The sequence below is a fragment of the Streptomyces sp. NPDC006516 genome (assembly GCF_040611875.1).
Classification (GTDB): domain Bacteria; phylum Actinomycetota; class Actinomycetes; order Streptomycetales; family Streptomycetaceae; genus Streptomyces.
On record NZ_JBEXPD010000026.1, the window covers coordinates 1 to 17,124 of the forward strand.

Genomic DNA, 17,124 nt, shown 5'->3' on the forward strand with positions numbered 1-17,124 from the left:
TACTGCAGGGGGGACCCTGTGGGAGAGTAGGACGCCGCCGAACAATTATTCCGGGAAAGCCCCGTGCCCTTGTGGCACGGGGCTTTTCTGCGTTCTGAGCGTCTAGTGTCGAACCATGCGCTACGAACTGGTCATCTTCGACAACGACGGCGTGCTCGTCGACAGTGAGCCGATCTCCAACACCATCCTGGCCGGCTACCTCACGGAGCTCGGTCACCCCACCTCGTACGACGAGTCGCTCCGCGACTACATGGGGGCAGCCATCCACCGGGTCCACGATCTGGTGGAGGAGCGGACAGGCCAGAAGCTGCCCGCGGACTTCGACGAGGAGCTGCACAGGCGGACCCTCGGAGCGTTCCAGCAGGAGCAGCTGGCCGTCGTGGACGGGGTCGAGGAACTGCTCGGGGAGCTCGTCGCCGACGGGGTGGCGTACTGCGTCGCCTCGTCCGGAAGCCACCAGAAGATCGCGGCCGGACACCGCAACGCCGGCCTCGACCAGTGGTTCGAGGAGGAGTGGATCTTCAGCTCCGAGGACGTGGGGCGGGGGAAGCCGGCACCGGACCTGTTCCTCCACGCCGCCGAACGGATGGGTGTCGCCCCGGAGAGGTGTGTCGTCATCGAGGACAGCCCGCTCGGCGTCGAAGCGGCCCGGGCCGCCGGGATGGACGTGTACGGCTTCACCTCGATGATGCCGGCGGACCGGCTCGTCGGGGTCACCGGGCACTTCTCCGACATGTCGCAGCTCCCCAAACTTCTCGCCTGATCGATCTACCCAGCGGTAGATCCGGGCTCTACGCTCGCGGCCATGACGGATGCGCGGCTGCGGTACGGCAGAGCTTCTCTCGCCCTCAGCTTCCTGGTGCAGGGGGTGACCTTCGCTCTGCTCGTGACGCGCATCCCGGCCATCCAGGACCGGTACGGGATATCCGACGGGCTGCTGCCCGCCTTCCTGGCCGCGGTGCCCGTCCTGGCAGGAGTCGCCAGTGTGGCCACCGAGAAGGTGGTCACACGGGTACGGCCCGGTGTCGTGCTCCGGTGGGCGCAGCCCGTCGTGATGCTGGCCCTGCTCGGGGCGGGGGCCGGCAGCGAGGTGTGGCAGGTGGCGGTCGCACTGGGTGTCTTCGGTCTGGCGGTAGGCGCACTGGACGCCTCGATGAACATGATGGGCGTCAACCTCCAGCGCGCGTACGGGCGCAGCATCATGCTGGGCTTCCACGCCGCGTACAGCCTGGGTGGGATCGCCGGGGCGTCGATGGCCTGGGCCGGGGCGCACTGGGACCTTTCGCTGCTGGTGTCCTATCTGCCGGCGGTGGTCGTCCTGCTGCCCGCGGCGCTGCTCGGGAGCCGTTGGTACGCGGAGGGGAAGGCCGTCGACGGGAAGCCGGTGGCCGAGCCGGGCCAGGGCGCGTCCGTGCCGTTCAGGATGCTGCTGCCGCTCTGCCTGGTGATGGCGTTCGCGTACATCGGGGACTCGACGGTCTCCAACTGGAGCGCGAAGTACCTCCAGGACGTGCTGGGCGGGTCCGAGCAGCTGGCGACCGTCCCGTACAACGTCTACATGGTGACCACGCTGCTCGGGCGGGCCGTCGGTGACCTCGGGGTGCGGCGGTTCGGGGCGGTGGCCGTGGTGCGGGGCGGGAGTGTGCTGGCCGCCGTGGGGTTCGCGGTGGTGGCGGTCGCGCCGGGGGCCTGGTGGGGGATGCTCGGTTTCACGCTGCTGGGGCTGGGGCTCTGTGTCATCGTGCCGCAGACCTTCGCGGCCGCGGGCCGGATGTTCCCCGGGGCGAGCGACGCGGCGGTGGCCCGGCTGAACGTCTTCAACTATGTGGGCTTCCTGGTGGGATCCCCGCTGGTGGGGACGCTCGGGGACGCGTGGAGCTACCGCGGAGCCATGCTCGTGCCCATGGTGCTGGTGCTCGCGACGCTCGTGTATGCCCGGTCGTTCGGTGCGGAGCCCGCCCGATACGGTGTCGGGCATGAGCGGGCGCGCGCGGCTGATGTGGGATGACGCAGTAACGGGATACGACTTCGGGTCCAGCCATCCCATGGACCCGGTGAGACTCGCCCTGACGATGGGGCTGGTGCGGGCGTTCGGGCTGGACGGCGAGGTGGACGTCCGGTCGGCGAAGCCCGCGGGTGACTCCACGCTGAGGCTGGTGCACCGTGAGGACTACGTGGCCGCTGTGCGTGCCGCGTCCGCTGACCCCGGCTCCGCCGATCAGGCGTACGGGCTCGGGACCGTCGACGACCCCGCCTTCGCCGGGATGCACGAGGCGTCCGCCCTCATCGCGGGACTCTCGGTGGGGGCCGCGGAGGCGGTGTGGCGCGGGGAGAGCGCGCATGCGGTGAATTTCACCGGTGGGCTGCACCACGCGATGCCCGGAGCCGCCTCGGGGTTCTGTGTGTACAACGATCCGGCGCTCGCCATCGCCCGGCTGCTGGAGCTGGGCGCGGAGCGGGTGGCGTACATCGACGTGGACGTCCATCACGGGGACGGGGTCCAGGCGGCGTTCTGGGAGGACCCCCGGGTGCTGACGGTTTCGCTGCACGAGCACCCGCGCACCTTGTTCCCGCAGACCGGCTGGCCCGAGGAGACCGGTGCCGGTGCGGGCGAGGGTGGTGCGGTGAACGTGGCGCTGCCCGCGGGGACGGGGGACGCGGGCTGGCTGCGGGCGTTCCACGCGGTGGTGCCCGAGCTCCTGGCGGACTTCCGGCCGCAGGTGCTCGTGACCCAGCACGGTGCCGACACGCACTTCGAGGATCCGCTGGCCCATCTCGCGGTGTCGCTGGACGCGCAGCGCGCGGTGATGACGGCCTGTCATGAGCTGGCCCATTCCTGTACGGAGGAGGGGCGGTGGGTGGCGCTCGGCGGGGGCGGCTACGCGGTGGTGGACGTCGTGCCCAGGTCCTGGACCCATCTCGTCGGGATCGCCGCGCACGCCCCGGTGGACCCGGAGTCGGTGATCCCGTCGTCGTGGCGGGACGAGGTCTACGCCCGTACGCGGCAGTTGGGGCCGGCGCGGATGACGGACGGCCGTACACCGTCGTGGAAGCCGTGGGAGGACGGCTACGACCCGGCTGACCGGCTGGACCAGGCCGTGCTGGCGACGAGGCGGTCGGCGTTCCCGCTGCGGGGGCTGCTCACCTGAGGGGGTTTACGCCAACGGTGGTGCCCTCGCCGGTTTCCGCCCGGGGGAGTCCCCGGTAGGGGAGCATCGGGAGGGTGTTGAGCACCGGAGCGCTGCGCGCTCATCTGCTGGCGGCCCGGCTGGCCGGGCCCGTGGCCACCCCCCGGGAGACCAGTCTGCGGAGTTATCGGCTCTTCGCGGCGAGAGATCCCCGGGTCCTGCTCGGACTCGATCCGGAACGGGCGTGGGGGGAGCGTGACCTGCTGCGGCTGATGGCCGACAAGTGCGGGGTGTCGGACGATCCTGAGCACGTGTCAGGCCCGGACGTGATCGATCCCGAACGGACGCTCGCGGCGCTCGACGCGTTCGCGCGGCGCCTCGCGCGGGCTGCGGACAGACGGGCTCCGGTGTTGTTCGGTACCGGGCATCCGCACAGGCTGCTGGGGTTCTACGCCGGGCTGGCAGACGCTTTGTCGGCGGCAGGGTGCCCCGTGCTCACCCCTGCGCAGGGGCGATGTGTCGACATAACGACCCGGTTCGGCGTACGCACGTACAACCTCGACTACGTACAGGGCGTCGCGCTGGTGCGCGAACCGGGCGTGCGGGCCGCCGGGAGTGCCACCGGCGCACACACCCACTCGCCGCTGCCGGTCCGGGCCGTGCTGGAGGGCGTCGTGGACAGCTGCGGAGTACTGCCGGAGCTCGTGGTGGGGGATCACGGCTGGGTCTGCGGAGCAGGTCAGCTGGGCATCGAGGCCATCGGGCTGGCGGACACGGATGACCCCGCGCTGTTCGTGGGCGAGGCGGAGGGGCGGGTGTCCGTGGCCGTTCCACTTGATGACGCCGTGCGGTCCGACTACTACCGCCCTCTTACTCGGTATGTACTCAATCGGGCGTGTCTGTCACAGTAGGCGCCCGATCGGCTCACCTCTTCCCCACTCGCATCACCCGCCCCTAATCTGGGGAGTGAGCGCACAGCGACGAAGAGTCACCGGAGGGGAAGCCGGTGCGCGTCTCGTGCGGAAGGTACAGGTGGGTCATGGCTGCTGGCAGCGAGAGGCCTCTCAACGAGGTCAAGTTTCTGACCGTGGCGGAAGTCGCCTCGGTCATGAGGGTGTCGAAGATGACGGTGTACCGCCTGGTGCACAGCGGTCATCTGCCCGCGATCAGGGTGGGAAGGTCCTTCCGGGTCCCGGAGCAAGCGGTTCACGAGTATCTCCGAGAGTCCTTCGTGGGGGTGGAGTCAGCCTGAGGTTGCCCTCGGATTACGTCCCTCACGCCGTGGCGGGTAGGCTAGGCCGACGTAGGTCGTGTGGGCCCAGACGCCCCGCACCAGTGAAGAAGAAGTGAGCGAGGGTAGTCGTGGGCTCTGTTATCAAGAAGCGGCGCAAGCGGATGGCCAAGAAGAAGCACCGCAAGCTGCTCAAGCGCACGCGCGTTCAGCGTCGCAACAAGAAGTAAGCGAACGCAGTTCGTGAGTCCGAGGCCTTCCCGCCGTTCAGGTGGGAGGGCCTCGGTGCGTTTCCGGGGGCGGTTTTCCGGGTCCGTGCTAGGGGGGCATGAGGTGTGCGTTCGGTGGTATTCCCGCCATCGGTTCGGTAAAGCCCGCCTGGGGTCATCACAGGGCAACATCCACCGACTACCGTGACGGCAGGGGAAGACCCCGTTCGGTGATCGATCGACGGAAGGCGCTGGTCTTGGGGAAGATCGTGCTCGTCACAGGCGCGGCCCGGCAGCTCGGAGGCCGCTTCGTGCGGCGTGTCCAGCGCGATCCCGGGGTGAAACGGGTGATCGCCGTGGACGCGGTGGCGCCCGGCCATCAGCTGGGTGACGCCGAATTCGTCCTGGCGGACATCCGGCAGTCGGCGATCACCAGGGTCCTCGCCGAGCACTCCGTGGACACGGTCGTCCACCTGGACGTCTCGGCGAAGGCGAGCGGCGCGGGCGGCCGGACGACGGTCAAGGAGACCAACGTCATCGGCACGATGCAGCTGCTCGGTGCCTGCCAGAAGTCCCCGACCGTGCAGCGGCTCGTGGTCAAGTCCAGCACGAACGTGTACGGCTCGGCCCCTCGTGACCCCGCGGTCTTCACCGAGACGACGACGCCGAAGGCCCTGCCCAGCGGCGGCTTCGCCAAGGATGCGGTGGAGGTCGAGGGATACGTACGCGGATTCGCGCGCCGCAGGCCGGACGTGGCCGTGTGTGTGCTGAGGTTCGCCAACATCCTGGGCCCGTCGCCGGACTCGCCGCTCGCCGACTATCTGGCGCTGCCGGTCCTGCCGACGGTCTTCGGCTACGACCCCCGGTTGCAGTTCGTCCACGAGGACGACGTCGTCGACGTACTGGAGATCGCCGCCCGCGAGCCCCGGCGCGGCACCCTGAACAGCGGCACGTTCAACATCGCAGGCGACGGGGTGCTGCTGCTCTCCCAATGTGCGCGGAGGCTGGGGCGGCCGACCGTGCCGGTGCTGCTGCCGGCCGTCACCTGGGTGGGCTCGGCGCTGCGCACGGTCGGCATGACCGACTTCTCGCCGGAGCAGATCCGGCTGCTCACCCACGGCCGGGTGGTCTCGACGGTGCAGATGCGCGAGACCCTGGGGTTCCGGCCGAAGTTCACCACCGCCCAGACGTTCGCGGAGTTCGCGCGGAGCCGGGGCCCGGGGCTGCTGCCTCCCGAGCGGGTGAGCAGGGCGGTCGGCAGACTGGCCGAGCTGCCGCTCGGCGTGGAGCGGGCCGGTACGACACATTCGACGCACGGCGCCAGGTAGAGGAGCGCGACCGACGATGGCGGACGCCAAGGTCATTCCCTTCGACGACGACCGTTCTCGCGCGGGCGCGGGGCGGCGCAGAGGTGCGCTGCCCGGCGCCGGCCGGGTCCAGGCGCCCTCGGGAGCCGGTCCGGCGCCCGTGAGCGCCCTGCCGGGCGGCCAGGTGCCGGACGGGACGGCCGCGGACCCCTCACCCGAGGGCCAGGGCGGCCAGGAGAGCCAGGAGGCCGCCAGGAGCAGCTGGGACCGGCGCGTCGCGGGCGGGCTCGCTTTCCTGCGGCGGCGGCTCACGGGCGACTACGAGGTCGACGAGTTCGGTTACGACGAGGAGCTGACCGACCAGGTCCTCATGTCGGTGCTGAGGCCGCTCGCCGACACGTACTTCCGGGTCGAGGTGAAGGGCATCGAGAACATCCCGTCCGACGGCGGGGCCCTCGTCGTGGCCAACCACTCCGGGACGCTGCCGCTGGACGGGCTGATGCTCCAGGTCGCGGTGCACGACAACCACCCGGCGGACCGGCATCTGCGGCTGCTCGCGGCCGATCTGGTGTTCATGCTCCCGGTGGTCAACGAGCTGGCCAGGAAGGCCGGTCACACGCTGGCGTGCGCGGAGGACGCGGAGCGCCTGCTGCTGGCCGGTGAGGTCGTGGGAGTGATGCCGGAGGGCTTCAAGGGCCTCGGGAAGCCGTTCGGCGAGAGGTACAAGCTGCAGCGCTTCGGGCGGGGCGGCTTCGTGTCGACGGCGTTGCGGGCAGGGGTGCCGATCGTGCCGTGTTCGATCGTGGGCGCCGAGGAGATCTACCCGATGATCGGCAACTCCAGGACGCTGGCGCGGATCCTGGGGGTGCCGTATTTCCCGGTCACGCCGACGTTCCCCTGGCTCGGGCCGCTGGGGATGCTGCCGTTGCCGACGAAGTGGACCATCCAGTTCGGGGAGCCGATCCCCACGGACGGTTATCCGCCGGAGGCGGCCGAGGATCCGATGCTCATGTTCAACCTGACGGACCAGGTGCGGGAGCAGATCCAGCACACGCTCTACAAGCTGCTGGTGCAGCGCCGGTCGGTCTTCTTCTGACGGCCTGGACAGCTCTACGAGGCGGCGGCGGCACGGGTGAGGGGCGGCCCCGCGCCGGGCCGCCCCTCGCGCACGACGCGTACTTACGGCTCGATGTCCTCACCGTCGATGCCCAGGCCGGGCAGCAGGCCCGGGAGCAGCGGCGGCAGGGTGACGTCGGGTGCCGGAGACGAGCCCGACGTGCCACTCGGGGACGACGGGGTGGTGCGGTCCGTCGGGATGTCGTCCAGCAGACCGTCCGACCCGCCGAGCAGGCCGTCGGGGGAACTGCTGCCGGAGGCGGAGGGCTTGGGCGCGCTGGTGGACGCGCTGCCGTCGGGGGCCGCGGAGGTCGACGGCGCGGTGCGACCGGGGGCCGAGGAGCCGCCTTCGTCCTGCGGGGAGCGGGACGTGGGTGTGTCCTGCCCGGTGCCCGGGGTGCGGGGCAGCAGGGACTTCAGGGGGGCGACTTCCTGGTCCATGGCGTCGAAGACGGAGCTGACCTTCTCGCCGATGTCGTCGAGCTGGACGGGCAGCCGGTCGCGCAGGCTGCTCCAGGTCGCGCGGTGGGAGCGCGAGAAGGAGTCCAGTGTCTGGATGGGACCGATGGAGCCGTCGCGCTGGTAGGCGCTGTGGAGCAGGCGGTGGCCCTCGGTGGCGTCGTGCGTCATGCCGTTGAGCGTGCGCCTGACCTCGCCGATCGACTCGTGGTCGAGCTCGCCCGAGCGGGCGCGCTCCATCAGCCGGCGGGCCTCGCCCAGGCGGGTCGACGCGTGGTCGAGGTAGGCCTCGCCCCGGGCGGCGTCGCCGTCGGCCATGGTGAGGCTGATGTCCTCCATGCCGCGTTTGAGCGGGTAGAGGGAGTCACCTGGCAGGGCGTCGGAACTGGCAGCGGCCACACCGCCGAATGCTCCCGCGGCCACACCGACCGTGAGCCCGCCCGCGGTGAGGCCCTTCGCCCAGCGGGAGCGTGGGCGCAGCCTCCGGATCGGGGAGGCGCGGTGCGCTCCCCTGCTCCGCTGTTCGGGCACCGAAGGGCCCGTGGACGCACCGCCTTCGGCGAACATGGTCTCCATGGCCGCGAGGAGCTGGGCTCGCTGCACCACTTTGACCTCGGGATCGAATTCCGGCTCGGGTAGCGCACCGAGGCCGTTCGCCAGGGCCAACAGCTCTCCGTGGTCGGCCGGTTGGGCCGGTTCCTCGGGCTGTACGGCCGCCGCACCCTGGGGGGACTGCTCCTCCAGGGCCTGGGCGAAGGCGTTCGCCCGCCGGTGTGCCGAAACGTTTGCGATCACTGGCGGCACCTCCTCTCGTCATGACGGTCGACTCCCCTGAGGGTTCGGAAGGTTGCCCACCGGAGACGTTTCCACACGATCGAGCGAGTGGAAACGGTCAGGTGTGGCGACAGGGGGCCTGCATCCGGCACAACGAGTGGCGCGGCAGTTGGGTTACGGACGAAAGATGATCCGATCGGTGTGTCACGAACACGTCACGGATGGTGACGTCAGCGGGCGTCGTCCGGCAGAAGTCGTGCGAGTGTCCGCACGGCTCGGTACTGCAAGGTTTTGATCGCACCCTCGTTCTTCCCCATGACGCGGGCGGTCTCGGCGACCGAGAGGCCCTGGAGGAACCGGAGGGTGACGCACTCCTGCTGCTGCGGGTTGAGGCGGCGTACGGCTTGCAGCAGAGCGGCGTTGGAGAGGGACTCCAGGACGGAGTCCTCCGGGCTCCGCGCGACTTCGTTGGCGTCGAGCATTTCGCCGGTGGTCACTTCCAGTCGGAACCGACTGGATTTGAAGTGGTCGGCGACCAGATTCCGAGCGATCGTGACCAGCCAGGCACCGAAGTCGCGGCCCTGCCAGGTGAAGGTGGAGATACGGCGGAGTGCGCGCAGGAACGTCTCGCTGGTGAGGTCCTCCGCTGTCGCCTTGCCTCCCACGCGGTAGTAGATGTACCGGTACACGGTGTCGCTGTACTGGTCGTACAGGCGGCCGAAGGCCTCGGCCTCACCGGCCTGCGCGCGCTCGACGAGATCCATCATGCGCGCGCTGTCGCTGTCGGCCGTGGGCCGGCGGACGGGAGCCGACGACGCGGCGGTCGCGGCTCCGCGGGTGCTGCGTCTTCCGACGGCCGCGCTGCGTTCGGCCAGCGCGTAGCAAGGGCCGGCAGGTGCAGGGGTGGCGAATTGGGGGACGGCGTACGCGGTGGGGACGAAGCCGCGCAAGTGGTCGAGGACCGTTGCGCGCAGCGTAGCCAGGCCCGAGGTGTCAACCCCGACGTGTGGGTACACGGGACTCCCAGAGGCAGAGCTTCCATCACGTGCAGTTCGAAAACCGTCACTCGTGGTAGCGAGTGGCGGGCTCCTTGTGCGTCTGAGGAGAATAACGCTTCGTACAGGCCGTGCTACACCCAGTTGCTCAAATCATCGATTACGTCGCTTCCGTAACCTCTAAGTGACGGTTCAAGCGACACATCGTGACCGGTAATTGATCGAATCGCTTCGGTATCTGCCTGCGGCGACGACGGGTTGTGGTCGGCCGCACGCAACGCGACTGGCCGGAGCGATGGGGGTGCGCACGCGCCACCGGCTCCCGATTGGCCGTACGACTCCGGGCGCGCCGCGCGGCCCCTCGTCCCCGTGGGCCTTGATCGACGGGTGCGGGGGCGCCAGGAAGCGCGGGAGGGCGCGCGGGAGGTGGGGTGAATTCAGCGGCGGCGGCGGTGCAGCGCCACGGCGGCCGCCGTGCCGCCGGCCAGGGCGCCGACGCCCGCGGCGGCCGGGATGCCGACCTTGGCCGCCTTGCGGCCGGTGCGGTAGTCGCGCAGCCGCCAGTCCCGTGCGCGGGCGTACTTGCGCAGTTTGGTGTCCGGGTTGATCGCGTACGGGTGGCCGACCAGGGACAGCATCGGGATGTCGTTGTGCGAGTCGCTGTACGCGGCGCAGCGCTCGAGGTCGAGGCCCTCGGCCGACGCCAGCGCGCGGACCGCCTCGGCCTTCGCGGGCCCGTGCAGGGGCTCGCCGACCAGGCGGCCGGTGTAGACGCCGTCGACGGATTCGGCGACCGTGCCCAGGGCGCCCGTGAGGCCCAGGCGGCGCGCGATGATCGTGGCGGTCTCCACCGGGGCCGCGGTGACCAGCCAGACCTTCTGGCCCGCGTCGAGATGCGCCTGGGCGAGGGCGCGGGTGCCGGGCCAGATGCGGTCGGCCATGTACTCGTCGTAGATCTCCTCGCCGATGGACATCAGCTCGGACACGCGGTGGCCCTTGACGATGGACAGGGCGCTGTCGCGGGCGTCCTGCATGTGTTCGGGGTCCTCGACGCCGGCCAGCCTGAACCAGGCCTGCTGCCAGGCGAACCGGGTGAGCTCGCGGCGCTGGAAGAACTTCCGCTTGTACAGGCCCCGGCCGAAATGGAAGATCGCGGCGCCCTGCATGACGGTGTTGTCGAGGTCGAAGAAGGCGGCTGCCCGCTCGTCCCCGGCCACCGGGAAGGCGGGCTCCCGCTCCTCTTCGAGGGCGGCCGGAACATCCTCGGGCCCGGCGGCGAGCGCCGACTTCCGCGCTGCCTCGGCTGCGGCCTCGCCTGCGAGCACGCTGCGTGCCGTGGCGGGGCGCCTGCGGGGTGTGAGCCATCCAAGAGCGGCCATGTCGTGAGCATAGCCATTCTGTTCTGCAGTTCCCGACCCGGCGGGATGCGGCGGTGTGAACTCTCCGGGGCCAGGGTGTTGATCGGGTGAAGCAGTGTCCTCCGAGGGGCTCTGCGGGGAGCGGACCGAGGCGCAGAATGAGGGTATGAGTCCTCTGCTGCGCCGAACGAAGAAGAATCCCGCGGACCGGGTGGTGACCCTCGTGGGAAAGCCCGGGTGTCACCTCTGCGACGACGCGCGGCAGGTGGTGAGCGCGGTCTGCGAGGAGACCGGCGCGGCCTGGGTGGAGCGGGACATCACGCGGGACGAGGAGCTGTACAAGGAGTACTGGGAGCAGATCCCGGTGGTTCTGATCGACGGCGAACAGCACACCTTCTGGAAGGTCGACCCCGCGAGGCTGCGCACGGCGCTGGGAACGTGAGGGGGCTCGGTGGGCGAAAAGACGGTTACCATCATGGGCGTTTTGAGTGGTCTCGGGGGCATGGACATGAGGAGTGTGTACCGCCTTGCCCCCTTCGGGCCCGCAACGGGCTGATGTCGTCCCTAGTTCCGGGACCACGCTGGGAATATGCGTGACCCCGGTCACTTTGACCAGACAAAACGGACACAATCTTTGTGCACGCGTTCACAAAGACATAGCCTGCTGTCGACGGGGCGGTCATAGGACATACGGCCGCCTGCAGCCCCGCTCATCCCGCAGGAGCACCGTGGCAACTGGCCGAACTCACCGACCGGCGACCCGTAGCCGAGGAATTCCCGAGGCCACCGTCGCCCGGCTTCCGCTGTATCTCCGCGCACTGACGGCGCTCTCCGAGCGCTCGGTTCCCACGGTCTCGTCCGAGGAACTCGCCGCGGCGGCGGGGGTCAACTCCGCCAAGCTGCGCAAGGACTTCAGCTATCTGGGGTCCTACGGCACGCGTGGTGTCGGGTACGACGTCGAGTACCTCGTCTACCAGATCTCCCGTGAGCTCGGACTCACCCAGGACTGGCCCGTCGCGATCGTCGGCATCGGTAACCTCGGCGCCGCGCTCGCCAACTACGGCGGGTTCGCCTCCCGTGGCTTCCGGGTCGCCGCGCTGATCGACGCCGACCCCGCCATGGCGGGTACGCCCGTGGCCGGGATCGCCGTGCAGCACACCGATGACCTGGACCGGATCATCAGCGAGAACGGTGTGTCCATCGGCGTCATCACCACCCCGCCCGGCGCGGCCCAGCAGGTCTGCGACCGGCTCGTCGCGGCCGGTGTGACCTCCATCCTGAACTTCGCGCCGACGGTGCTCTCCGTGCCCGACGGTGTCGACGTGCGCAAGGTCGATCTCTCGATCGAGCTCCAGATCCTCGCCTTCCACGAGCAGCGCAAGGCCGGCGAGGAGGCCGCCGCCGACGGCAGGGCCGTCGTCGAGGCCGACGAGGAAGAGGCGCCGCCGATGCGCGCCACCCCCTCCGGCCGGAAGGGACCTGACGGGGACATGCCCGCCGTGATGCCGGCATGAGTCTTCTCGTCGTAGGACTGAGCCACCGCAGCGCTCCCGTCTCCGTGCTGGAGCGGGCGTCGCTGGCTGCCGAGGCCCAGGTCAAGCTGCTCCAGGACACCCTCGCCGCGGAACCCGCGACCGAGGCCGCCGTCCTGGCCACCTGCAACCGCATCGAGCTGTACGCGGACGTGGACAAGTTCCACGCGGGTGTCGCCGAGCTGTCCACCCTTCTCGCGCAGCACAGCGGCGTGGGTCTGGACGAGCTCACTCCTTATCTTTATGTGCACTACGAGGACCGCGCCGTCCACCACCTCTTCTCGGTGGCGTGCGGGCTGGACTCGATGGTCGTGGGCGAGGGCCAGATCCTCGGCCAGATCAAGGACGCGCTCGCGCGGGGGCAGGAGCTCCACACGGCGGGCCGCCTCCTGAACGACCTCTTCCAGCAGGCCCTGCGGGTCGGTAAGCGTGCCCACAGCGAGACCGGGATCGATCGCGCCGGGCAGTCGCTCGTCACGTTCGGTCTGGAGCAGCTCGCGGACGGCACCGAGGTCACCGAGTGGGCGGCCGGCAAGCGCGCCCTGGTGATAGGGGCGGGCTCGATGTCCTCGCTCGCCGCGGCCACCCTGGCCCGTGCGGGTGTCGAGGAGATCGTCGTCGCCAACCGGACCCGGGCCCGTGCCGACCGGCTCGTGGAGATCCTCGGCCAGGCCGGGGTTCCGGCCGCCCGTGCCGTGGAGATGGCCGAGGTCCCGGACGAACTGACACGTGCCGACGTGGTCGTCTCGTGTACCGGGGCGACGGGCCTCGTCCTGACGGCCGCGGCCGTCGCCGAAGCCCTCGGAGCCGCGTACGACAGCGCGGCCCAGGCCCCCGAGGCCCCGGCCGCGCGGGCGGCCGACGACATGGACCAGCACGCCGCCTGGGTGGAGAACGGTTCCGCCGCCGCGCAGGACCGGGCAGTGCGGCCGGTGCCGCCGAGCCCGGCCGCCGGCCCCGTGCGGCTGTACCTGCTGGACCTCGCGATGCCGCGCGACATCGACGGAGCGGCCCACCGCGTCGCCGGTGTGCGCCTCGTCGACATCGAGTCGCTCGCCGAGGCGTCCGCGGACGCCCCGATGGCCGCCGATGTGGACCAGGTGCGCACCATGGTCGCCGAGGAGGTCGCGGCCTTCGGGGCCGCCCAGCGCGCCGCCCACATCACCCCGACCGTCGTCGCCCTGCGCACCATGGCCGCCGATGTGGTGGCCGGCGAGATCGCGCGGCTCGACGGGCGCCTCCCCGACCTGGACGAGAAGCAGCGCGCCGAGATCATGCAGACCGTGCGCCGCGTCGTCGACAAGCTCCTGCACGCGCCCACCGTGCGGGTCAAGCAGCTCGCGAGCGAGCCCGGCGGCGCCGGGTACGCCGATGCTCTGCGTGAACTCTTCGACCTCGACCCGCAGACGGTGGCCGCCGTCTCACGGGCAGACCTGAACGACCCGAATAGAGGGCGGTCATGACCGACAACTCACCCCTGGGCGGGGAGACCACCACACCCCTCCGGCTAGGCACCCGGCGCAGCAAGCTCGCCATGGCGCAGTCCGGCATGGTCGCTGACGCGGTCCGTCAGGTGACCGGGCGTGCCGTCGAGCTCGTCGAGATCACCACGTACGGAGACATCTCCCGGGAGCACCTGGCGCAGATCGGCGGGACCGGGGTGTTCGTCGCGGCCCTGCGCGAGGCGCTGCTGAGCGGTGAGGTGGACTTCGCCGTCCACTCGCTCAAGGACCTGCCGACCACGCAGCCGGAGGGACTCGTCCTGGCCGCGGTGCCGGTCCGCGAGGATCCCCGCGACGCGCTGGTGGCGAGGGACGGGCTGACCTTCGAGCAGCTGCCGCCCGGTGCCCGCGTCGGCACGGGTTCACCGCGCCGCATGGCACAGCTCAACGCGTACGCCCGCTCGCACGGCCTCGAGATAGAGACCGTCGCCATCCGCGGCAACGTCGACACGCGTATCGGATTCGTACGAAGCGGGGAGCTGGACGCGGTGGTACTCGCCGCCGCCGGGCTCAGCCGCCTCGGACGCACGGACGAGGTCACCGGTTTCCTGCCGGTCGACACCGTCCTGCCCGCTCCCGGCCAGGGAGCACTGGCGATCGAATGCGCTGAAAGCAGCGCGGACCTCGCCGCAGCTCTCGCCGAGCTCGACGACCCGTACACCCGGGTCGCCGTGACCGCCGAGCGCGCCCTGCTCAACGCCCTGGAGGCCGGCTGTTCCGCACCTGTGGGTGCGCTGGCCGATCTCCTGGCCGACGGGCAGGTTGTCAACGAACTGCGCCTGCGCGGTGTCGTCGGTTCCACCGACGGCACTTCCCTGGTGCAGCTGTCCATCACCGGTCCCGTCCCCACGTCGCACGACGACGCGGCGGCCCTCGGTCGCGAGCTCGCGGCCGAGATGCTCGCCAAGGGTGCGGCCGGTCTTATGGGGGAGCGAGCACTTTGAGCCCCACCGGCCCTGTCGTATCCGACTTCCCTGTCCTGTCCTCAGGGCATGTCACCTTCCTCGGCGCCGGTCCCGGCGACCCTGGGCTGCTGACACTTCGCGCCGTCGAGGCGCTTGCGAGCGCGGACGTCCTTGTCGCGGAACCCGAGGTTCTCGACGTCGTCCGCTGCCATGCGCGGGCAGGGGTAAGCACGCCTGAGCTGGCGGTTGTTGACATGGCGTCAACGCCCGCCGGAGTACCCGTTCTCAGGGATGCCGCCAATCTTGTCATGGAGGCAGCGAAGGGCGGCAGGCGGGTCGTCCGTGCCGTCACCGGGGACCCCGGTCTGGACGGCAACACGGGTGCCGAGATGCTGGCCTGTGCCGCCGCGGGCGTGCCTTTCGAGGTCGTGCCCGGCATCGCGAACGCCGTCGGCGTGCCCGCCTACGCCGGTGTGCCGCTGCGCGACGCGCAGGGAGCGGACGTGCGGTTCGTCGACGCGCGTACCGCTTCGGACCGCTGCTGGTCCGAGGTCGGCGCGAGTGACGCGACGGCCGTGGTGTCGGCGTCGCTCGACTCGGTGGCCGCGGCGGCCGGCGAGCTGGTCTCGGCGGGCCGCAAGCCCGACACCCCGCTCACCGTCACGATCGCGGGGACGACGACCCGCCAGCGCACCTGGACGGCGACGCTCGGGACGATCGCCCAGGTCCTGAAGCAGGCCAAGGTTCTTCCCTCGCCCGAGGGGCACCTGCCCGTCATAGCCGTGGTCGGGGAGCGCAGCTCCGCCGCCCAGCGCGACCAGCTCGCGTGGTTCGAGTCCAAGCCGCTGTTCGGCTGGAAGGTGCTCGTGCCGCGTACGAAGGAGCAGGCGGCGTCGCTCTCCGACCAACTGCGTTCCTACGGTGCCGTGCCGCACGAGGTCCCGACGATCGCCGTCGAGCCGCCGCGTACGCCCCAGCAGATGGAGCGGGCGGTCAAGGGCCTGGTCACCGGGCGGTACGAGTGGATCGCCTTCACCTCGGTGAACGCGGTGAAGGCCGTACGGGAGAAGTTCGAGGAGTACGGGCTGGACGCCCGTGCCTTCGCCGGGATCAAGGTCGCGGCCGTCGGCGAGCAGACCGCCGCCGCGCTCGTCGACTTCGGTGTGAAGCCTGACCTGGTGCCCTCCGGTGAGCAGTCGGCCGCGGGTCTGCTGGAGGACTGGCCGCCGTACGACCCGGTCTTCGACCCGATCGACCGGGTGTTCCTGCCGCGCGCCGACATCGCCACGGAGACGCTGGTGGCCGGTCTCATCGAGCTGGGCTGGGAGGTCGACGACGTCACCGCGTACCGCACGGTCCGCGCATCGCCGCCGCCGGCGGACACCCGTGAGGCGATCAAGGGCGGCGGCTTCGACGCGGTGCTCTTCACGTCGTCCTCGACCGTCCGCAACCTGGTCGGTATCGCGGGCAAGCCGCACAACGTGACCGTGATCGCGTGCATCGGTCCCGCGACGGCGAAGACCGCGGAGGAGCACGGCCTGCGGGTCGACGTCCTCTCCCCGGAGCCGTCGGTCCACAAGCTGGCGCAGGCGCTGGCGGACTTCGGCGCGCAGCGCCGGGACGCGGCCAAGGAGGCCGGTGACCCGGTGACCCGGCCGAGCGAGCGGCGCCCGGGCGCGCGGCGTCGCAGGTCGACGACCTGATCCGGCTGACAGCGGATTGGGCCCGGTCGTTTCCTCGGGGGAAGCGGCCGGGCCCTTCGCGTACCCGGGCCCTTCGCGTACCCGGGCCCTTCGCGTACCCGGGCCCTTCGCGTACCCGCGCGTGGCCGGTCCCGGGGCTCTTCGGCCTCAGACCGGCTTGCGCCACACGGAGATGTGTCCTCCGGAGTCCTGCGTGAACGGTGTCCCCTTCCAGTCGGCGACCCGGCGTTCCAGCTGGAGCCCGGCGATCCTCGCCATGAGGTCGAGTTCCGCCGGCCAGGCGTACCGCTGGCGGCAGCTGCCCCGGCGGTAGCCGCCGTCTTCCTCGCGGGTGAAGTGGTGCGAGACGAGGAGCTGCCCGACCAGGTCGAAGGTGTCGAAGCCGAGGTGCCGCTCGGAAACGTCGAACGGCACCGCGGTCTGCGTCGGGGGCAGGAGCCGCAGCGGTGGAACACCGAGCTCGACGACGAACCGGCCGCCGGGTTCCAGGTGGCGCGCGGCGTTGCGGAAGCACTCGACCTGCTCGTCCTGGGTGAGCAGGTTCCCGATGGTGTTGTAGACGACGTAGACCAGCGAGAACGTGCCGGGAACGACTGTCGTGGCCATGTCCCCGATGGTGACCGGGAGCCGGTCCTCGTCGATCTTGCGTCGTAGTACGGCTGCCATGTGCTCGGAGAGTTCGATGCCGGTCACGGGTACACCGCGTGCACGGAGCGGGACGCCGACGCGGCCGGTCCCGATGGCGAACTCCAGGGCCCGCCCGTCACCGGCGAGTTCGGAGAGGAAGTCGAGGGTCGGTCCGAGGAAGGCGGCGGTGGATCTCGGCGCCTCCTCGGTGTCGTAGCGGTCGGCGGTCGCGTGGTCCCACAGTTCGCTGCTCGTCACGGGCGGGCACTCTGCCGGGT

17 protein-coding genes are annotated in these 17,124 nt (G+C 70.6%); 13 read left to right on the forward strand and 4 right to left on the reverse strand.

What is annotated here, in order from left to right; translation table 11 throughout:
- The first annotated feature begins 115 nt into the window (after positions 1 to 115).
- The 8 genes from ABZY45_RS34700 to ABZY45_RS34735 all read left to right on the forward strand — a co-directional run bounded on the left by ABZY45_RS34700 (position 116) and on the right by ABZY45_RS34735 (position 6,971).
- Entirely contained in the window at positions 116 to 763 is a 648-nt protein-coding gene (locus ABZY45_RS34700) for an HAD family hydrolase (RefSeq protein WP_356746240.1), read from the forward strand.
- A gap of 42 nt (positions 764 to 805) precedes the next feature.
- Positions 806 to 2,008, forward strand: coding sequence for an MFS transporter (locus tag ABZY45_RS34705; protein ID WP_356746241.1), 1,203 nt, complete (start codon positions 806 to 808; stop codon positions 2,006 to 2,008).
- Positions 1,977 to 3,149 carry an acetoin utilization protein AcuC gene (locus ABZY45_RS34710; protein ID WP_356746242.1) on the forward strand — a complete coding sequence of 391 codons (1,173 nt, stop codon included), beginning with the start codon at positions 1,977 to 1,979 and terminating at the stop codon, positions 3,147 to 3,149. Before ABZY45_RS34705 ends, ABZY45_RS34710 begins: the two co-directional genes overlap by 32 nt.
- 74 nt (positions 3,150 to 3,223) lie before the next feature.
- On the forward strand, positions 3,224 to 4,039 hold the full coding sequence (locus tag ABZY45_RS34715; protein WP_356746243.1) for a phosphatase: 816 nt from the start codon (positions 3,224 to 3,226) through the stop codon (positions 4,037 to 4,039).
- A gap of 128 nt (positions 4,040 to 4,167) precedes the next feature.
- Entirely contained in the window at positions 4,168 to 4,380 is a 213-nt protein-coding gene (locus ABZY45_RS34720) for a helix-turn-helix domain-containing protein (RefSeq protein ID WP_014046653.1), read from the forward strand.
- A 110-nt stretch (positions 4,381 to 4,490) separates the two neighbouring features.
- A complete protein-coding gene (locus ABZY45_RS34725; protein ID WP_003948845.1) occupies positions 4,491 to 4,589 on the forward strand; it encodes an AURKAIP1/COX24 domain-containing protein in 99 nt (32 codons plus the stop codon).
- A gap of 236 nt (positions 4,590 to 4,825) precedes the next feature.
- Positions 4,826 to 5,896: an NAD-dependent epimerase/dehydratase family protein gene (locus ABZY45_RS34730; protein WP_356746266.1), complete on the forward strand. Its 1,071-nt coding sequence runs from the start codon at positions 4,826 to 4,828 to the stop codon at positions 5,894 to 5,896.
- A 16-nt stretch (positions 5,897 to 5,912) separates the two neighbouring features.
- A complete protein-coding gene (locus ABZY45_RS34735; protein ID WP_356746244.1) occupies positions 5,913 to 6,971 on the forward strand; it encodes a lysophospholipid acyltransferase family protein in 1,059 nt (352 codons plus the stop codon).
- Between the two features lie 83 nt (positions 6,972 to 7,054).
- Here the strand turns inward: ABZY45_RS34735 and ABZY45_RS34740 are convergent, their stop codons facing one another.
- From ABZY45_RS34740 to ABZY45_RS34750, 3 genes are all read right to left on the reverse strand, one after another.
- On the reverse strand, positions 7,055 to 8,245 hold the full coding sequence (locus tag ABZY45_RS34740) for a DUF5667 domain-containing protein (protein ID WP_356746245.1): 1,191 nt from the start codon (positions 8,243 to 8,245) through the stop codon (positions 7,055 to 7,057).
- A 209-nt stretch (positions 8,246 to 8,454) separates the two neighbouring features.
- A complete protein-coding gene (locus ABZY45_RS34745) occupies positions 8,455 to 9,240 on the reverse strand; it encodes an ECF subfamily RNA polymerase sigma factor, BldN family (protein ID WP_356746246.1) in 786 nt (261 codons plus the stop codon).
- 416 nt (positions 9,241 to 9,656) lie between these two features.
- Positions 9,657 to 10,598: an HAD-IB family hydrolase gene (locus ABZY45_RS34750; protein ID WP_356746247.1), complete on the reverse strand. Its 942-nt coding sequence runs from the start codon at positions 10,596 to 10,598 to the stop codon at positions 9,657 to 9,659.
- Positions 10,599 to 10,743: 145 nt separating this feature from the next.
- Between ABZY45_RS34750 and ABZY45_RS34755 the strand changes: the two genes are divergently transcribed.
- From ABZY45_RS34755 to ABZY45_RS34775, 5 genes are all read left to right on the forward strand, one after another.
- Entirely contained in the window at positions 10,744 to 11,019 is a 276-nt protein-coding gene (locus ABZY45_RS34755) for a glutaredoxin family protein (protein WP_356746248.1), read from the forward strand.
- 286 nt (positions 11,020 to 11,305) lie between these two features.
- A complete protein-coding gene (locus ABZY45_RS34760) occupies positions 11,306 to 12,091 on the forward strand; it encodes a redox-sensing transcriptional repressor Rex (RefSeq protein ID WP_356746249.1) in 786 nt (261 codons plus the stop codon).
- Positions 12,088 to 13,572, forward strand: a complete 1,485-nt coding sequence (locus ABZY45_RS34765; RefSeq protein WP_356746250.1) for a glutamyl-tRNA reductase — start codon at positions 12,088 to 12,090, stop codon at positions 13,570 to 13,572. Before ABZY45_RS34760 ends, ABZY45_RS34765 begins: the two co-directional genes overlap by 4 nt.
- Positions 13,569 to 14,555, forward strand: coding sequence for a hydroxymethylbilane synthase (gene hemC, locus ABZY45_RS34770; protein ID WP_356746251.1), 987 nt, complete (start codon positions 13,569 to 13,571; stop codon positions 14,553 to 14,555). Before ABZY45_RS34765 ends, hemC begins: the two co-directional genes overlap by 4 nt.
- Complete coding sequence (locus ABZY45_RS34775) at positions 14,552 to 16,219, forward strand: bifunctional uroporphyrinogen-III C-methyltransferase/uroporphyrinogen-III synthase (RefSeq protein WP_356746252.1); 1,668 nt, start codon at positions 14,552 to 14,554, stop codon at positions 16,217 to 16,219. The genes hemC and ABZY45_RS34775 overlap by 4 nt, the downstream gene beginning before the upstream one ends.
- Before the next feature lie 147 nt (positions 16,220 to 16,366).
- On the opposite strand, the gene ABZY45_RS34780 is transcribed toward ABZY45_RS34775, so the two are convergent.
- Complete coding sequence (locus tag ABZY45_RS34780; protein ID WP_356746253.1) at positions 16,367 to 17,104, reverse strand: class I SAM-dependent methyltransferase; 738 nt, start codon at positions 17,102 to 17,104, stop codon at positions 16,367 to 16,369.
- Positions 17,105 to 17,124: the final 20 nt, after the last annotated feature.

What these genes read in the sequence shown, in the direction of transcription:
- ABZY45_RS34700 (WP_356746240.1), top strand. Translation starts at nt 116, where the DNA reads ATGCGCTACGAACTGGTCATCTTCGACAACGACGGCGTGCTCGTCGAC.
- ABZY45_RS34705 (WP_356746241.1), top strand. Translation starts at nt 806, where the DNA reads ATGACGGATGCGCGGCTGCGGTACGGCAGAGCTTCTCTCGCCCTCAGC.
- ABZY45_RS34710 (WP_356746242.1), top strand. Translation starts at nt 1,977, where the DNA reads ATGAGCGGGCGCGCGCGGCTGATGTGGGATGACGCAGTAACGGGATAC.
- ABZY45_RS34720 (WP_014046653.1), top strand. Translation starts at nt 4,168, where the DNA reads ATGGCTGCTGGCAGCGAGAGGCCTCTCAACGAGGTCAAGTTTCTGACC.
- ABZY45_RS34735 (WP_356746244.1), top strand. Translation starts at nt 5,913, where the DNA reads ATGGCGGACGCCAAGGTCATTCCCTTCGACGACGACCGTTCTCGCGCG.
- ABZY45_RS34750 (WP_356746247.1), bottom strand. Translation starts at nt 10,598, where the DNA reads ATGGCCGCTCTTGGATGGCTCACACCCCGCAGGCGCCCCGCCACGGCA.
- ABZY45_RS34755 (WP_356746248.1), top strand. Translation starts at nt 10,744, where the DNA reads ATGAGTCCTCTGCTGCGCCGAACGAAGAAGAATCCCGCGGACCGGGTG.
- ABZY45_RS34765 (WP_356746250.1), top strand. Translation starts at nt 12,088, where the DNA reads ATGAGTCTTCTCGTCGTAGGACTGAGCCACCGCAGCGCTCCCGTCTCC.
- hemC (WP_356746251.1), top strand. Translation starts at nt 13,569, where the DNA reads ATGACCGACAACTCACCCCTGGGCGGGGAGACCACCACACCCCTCCGG.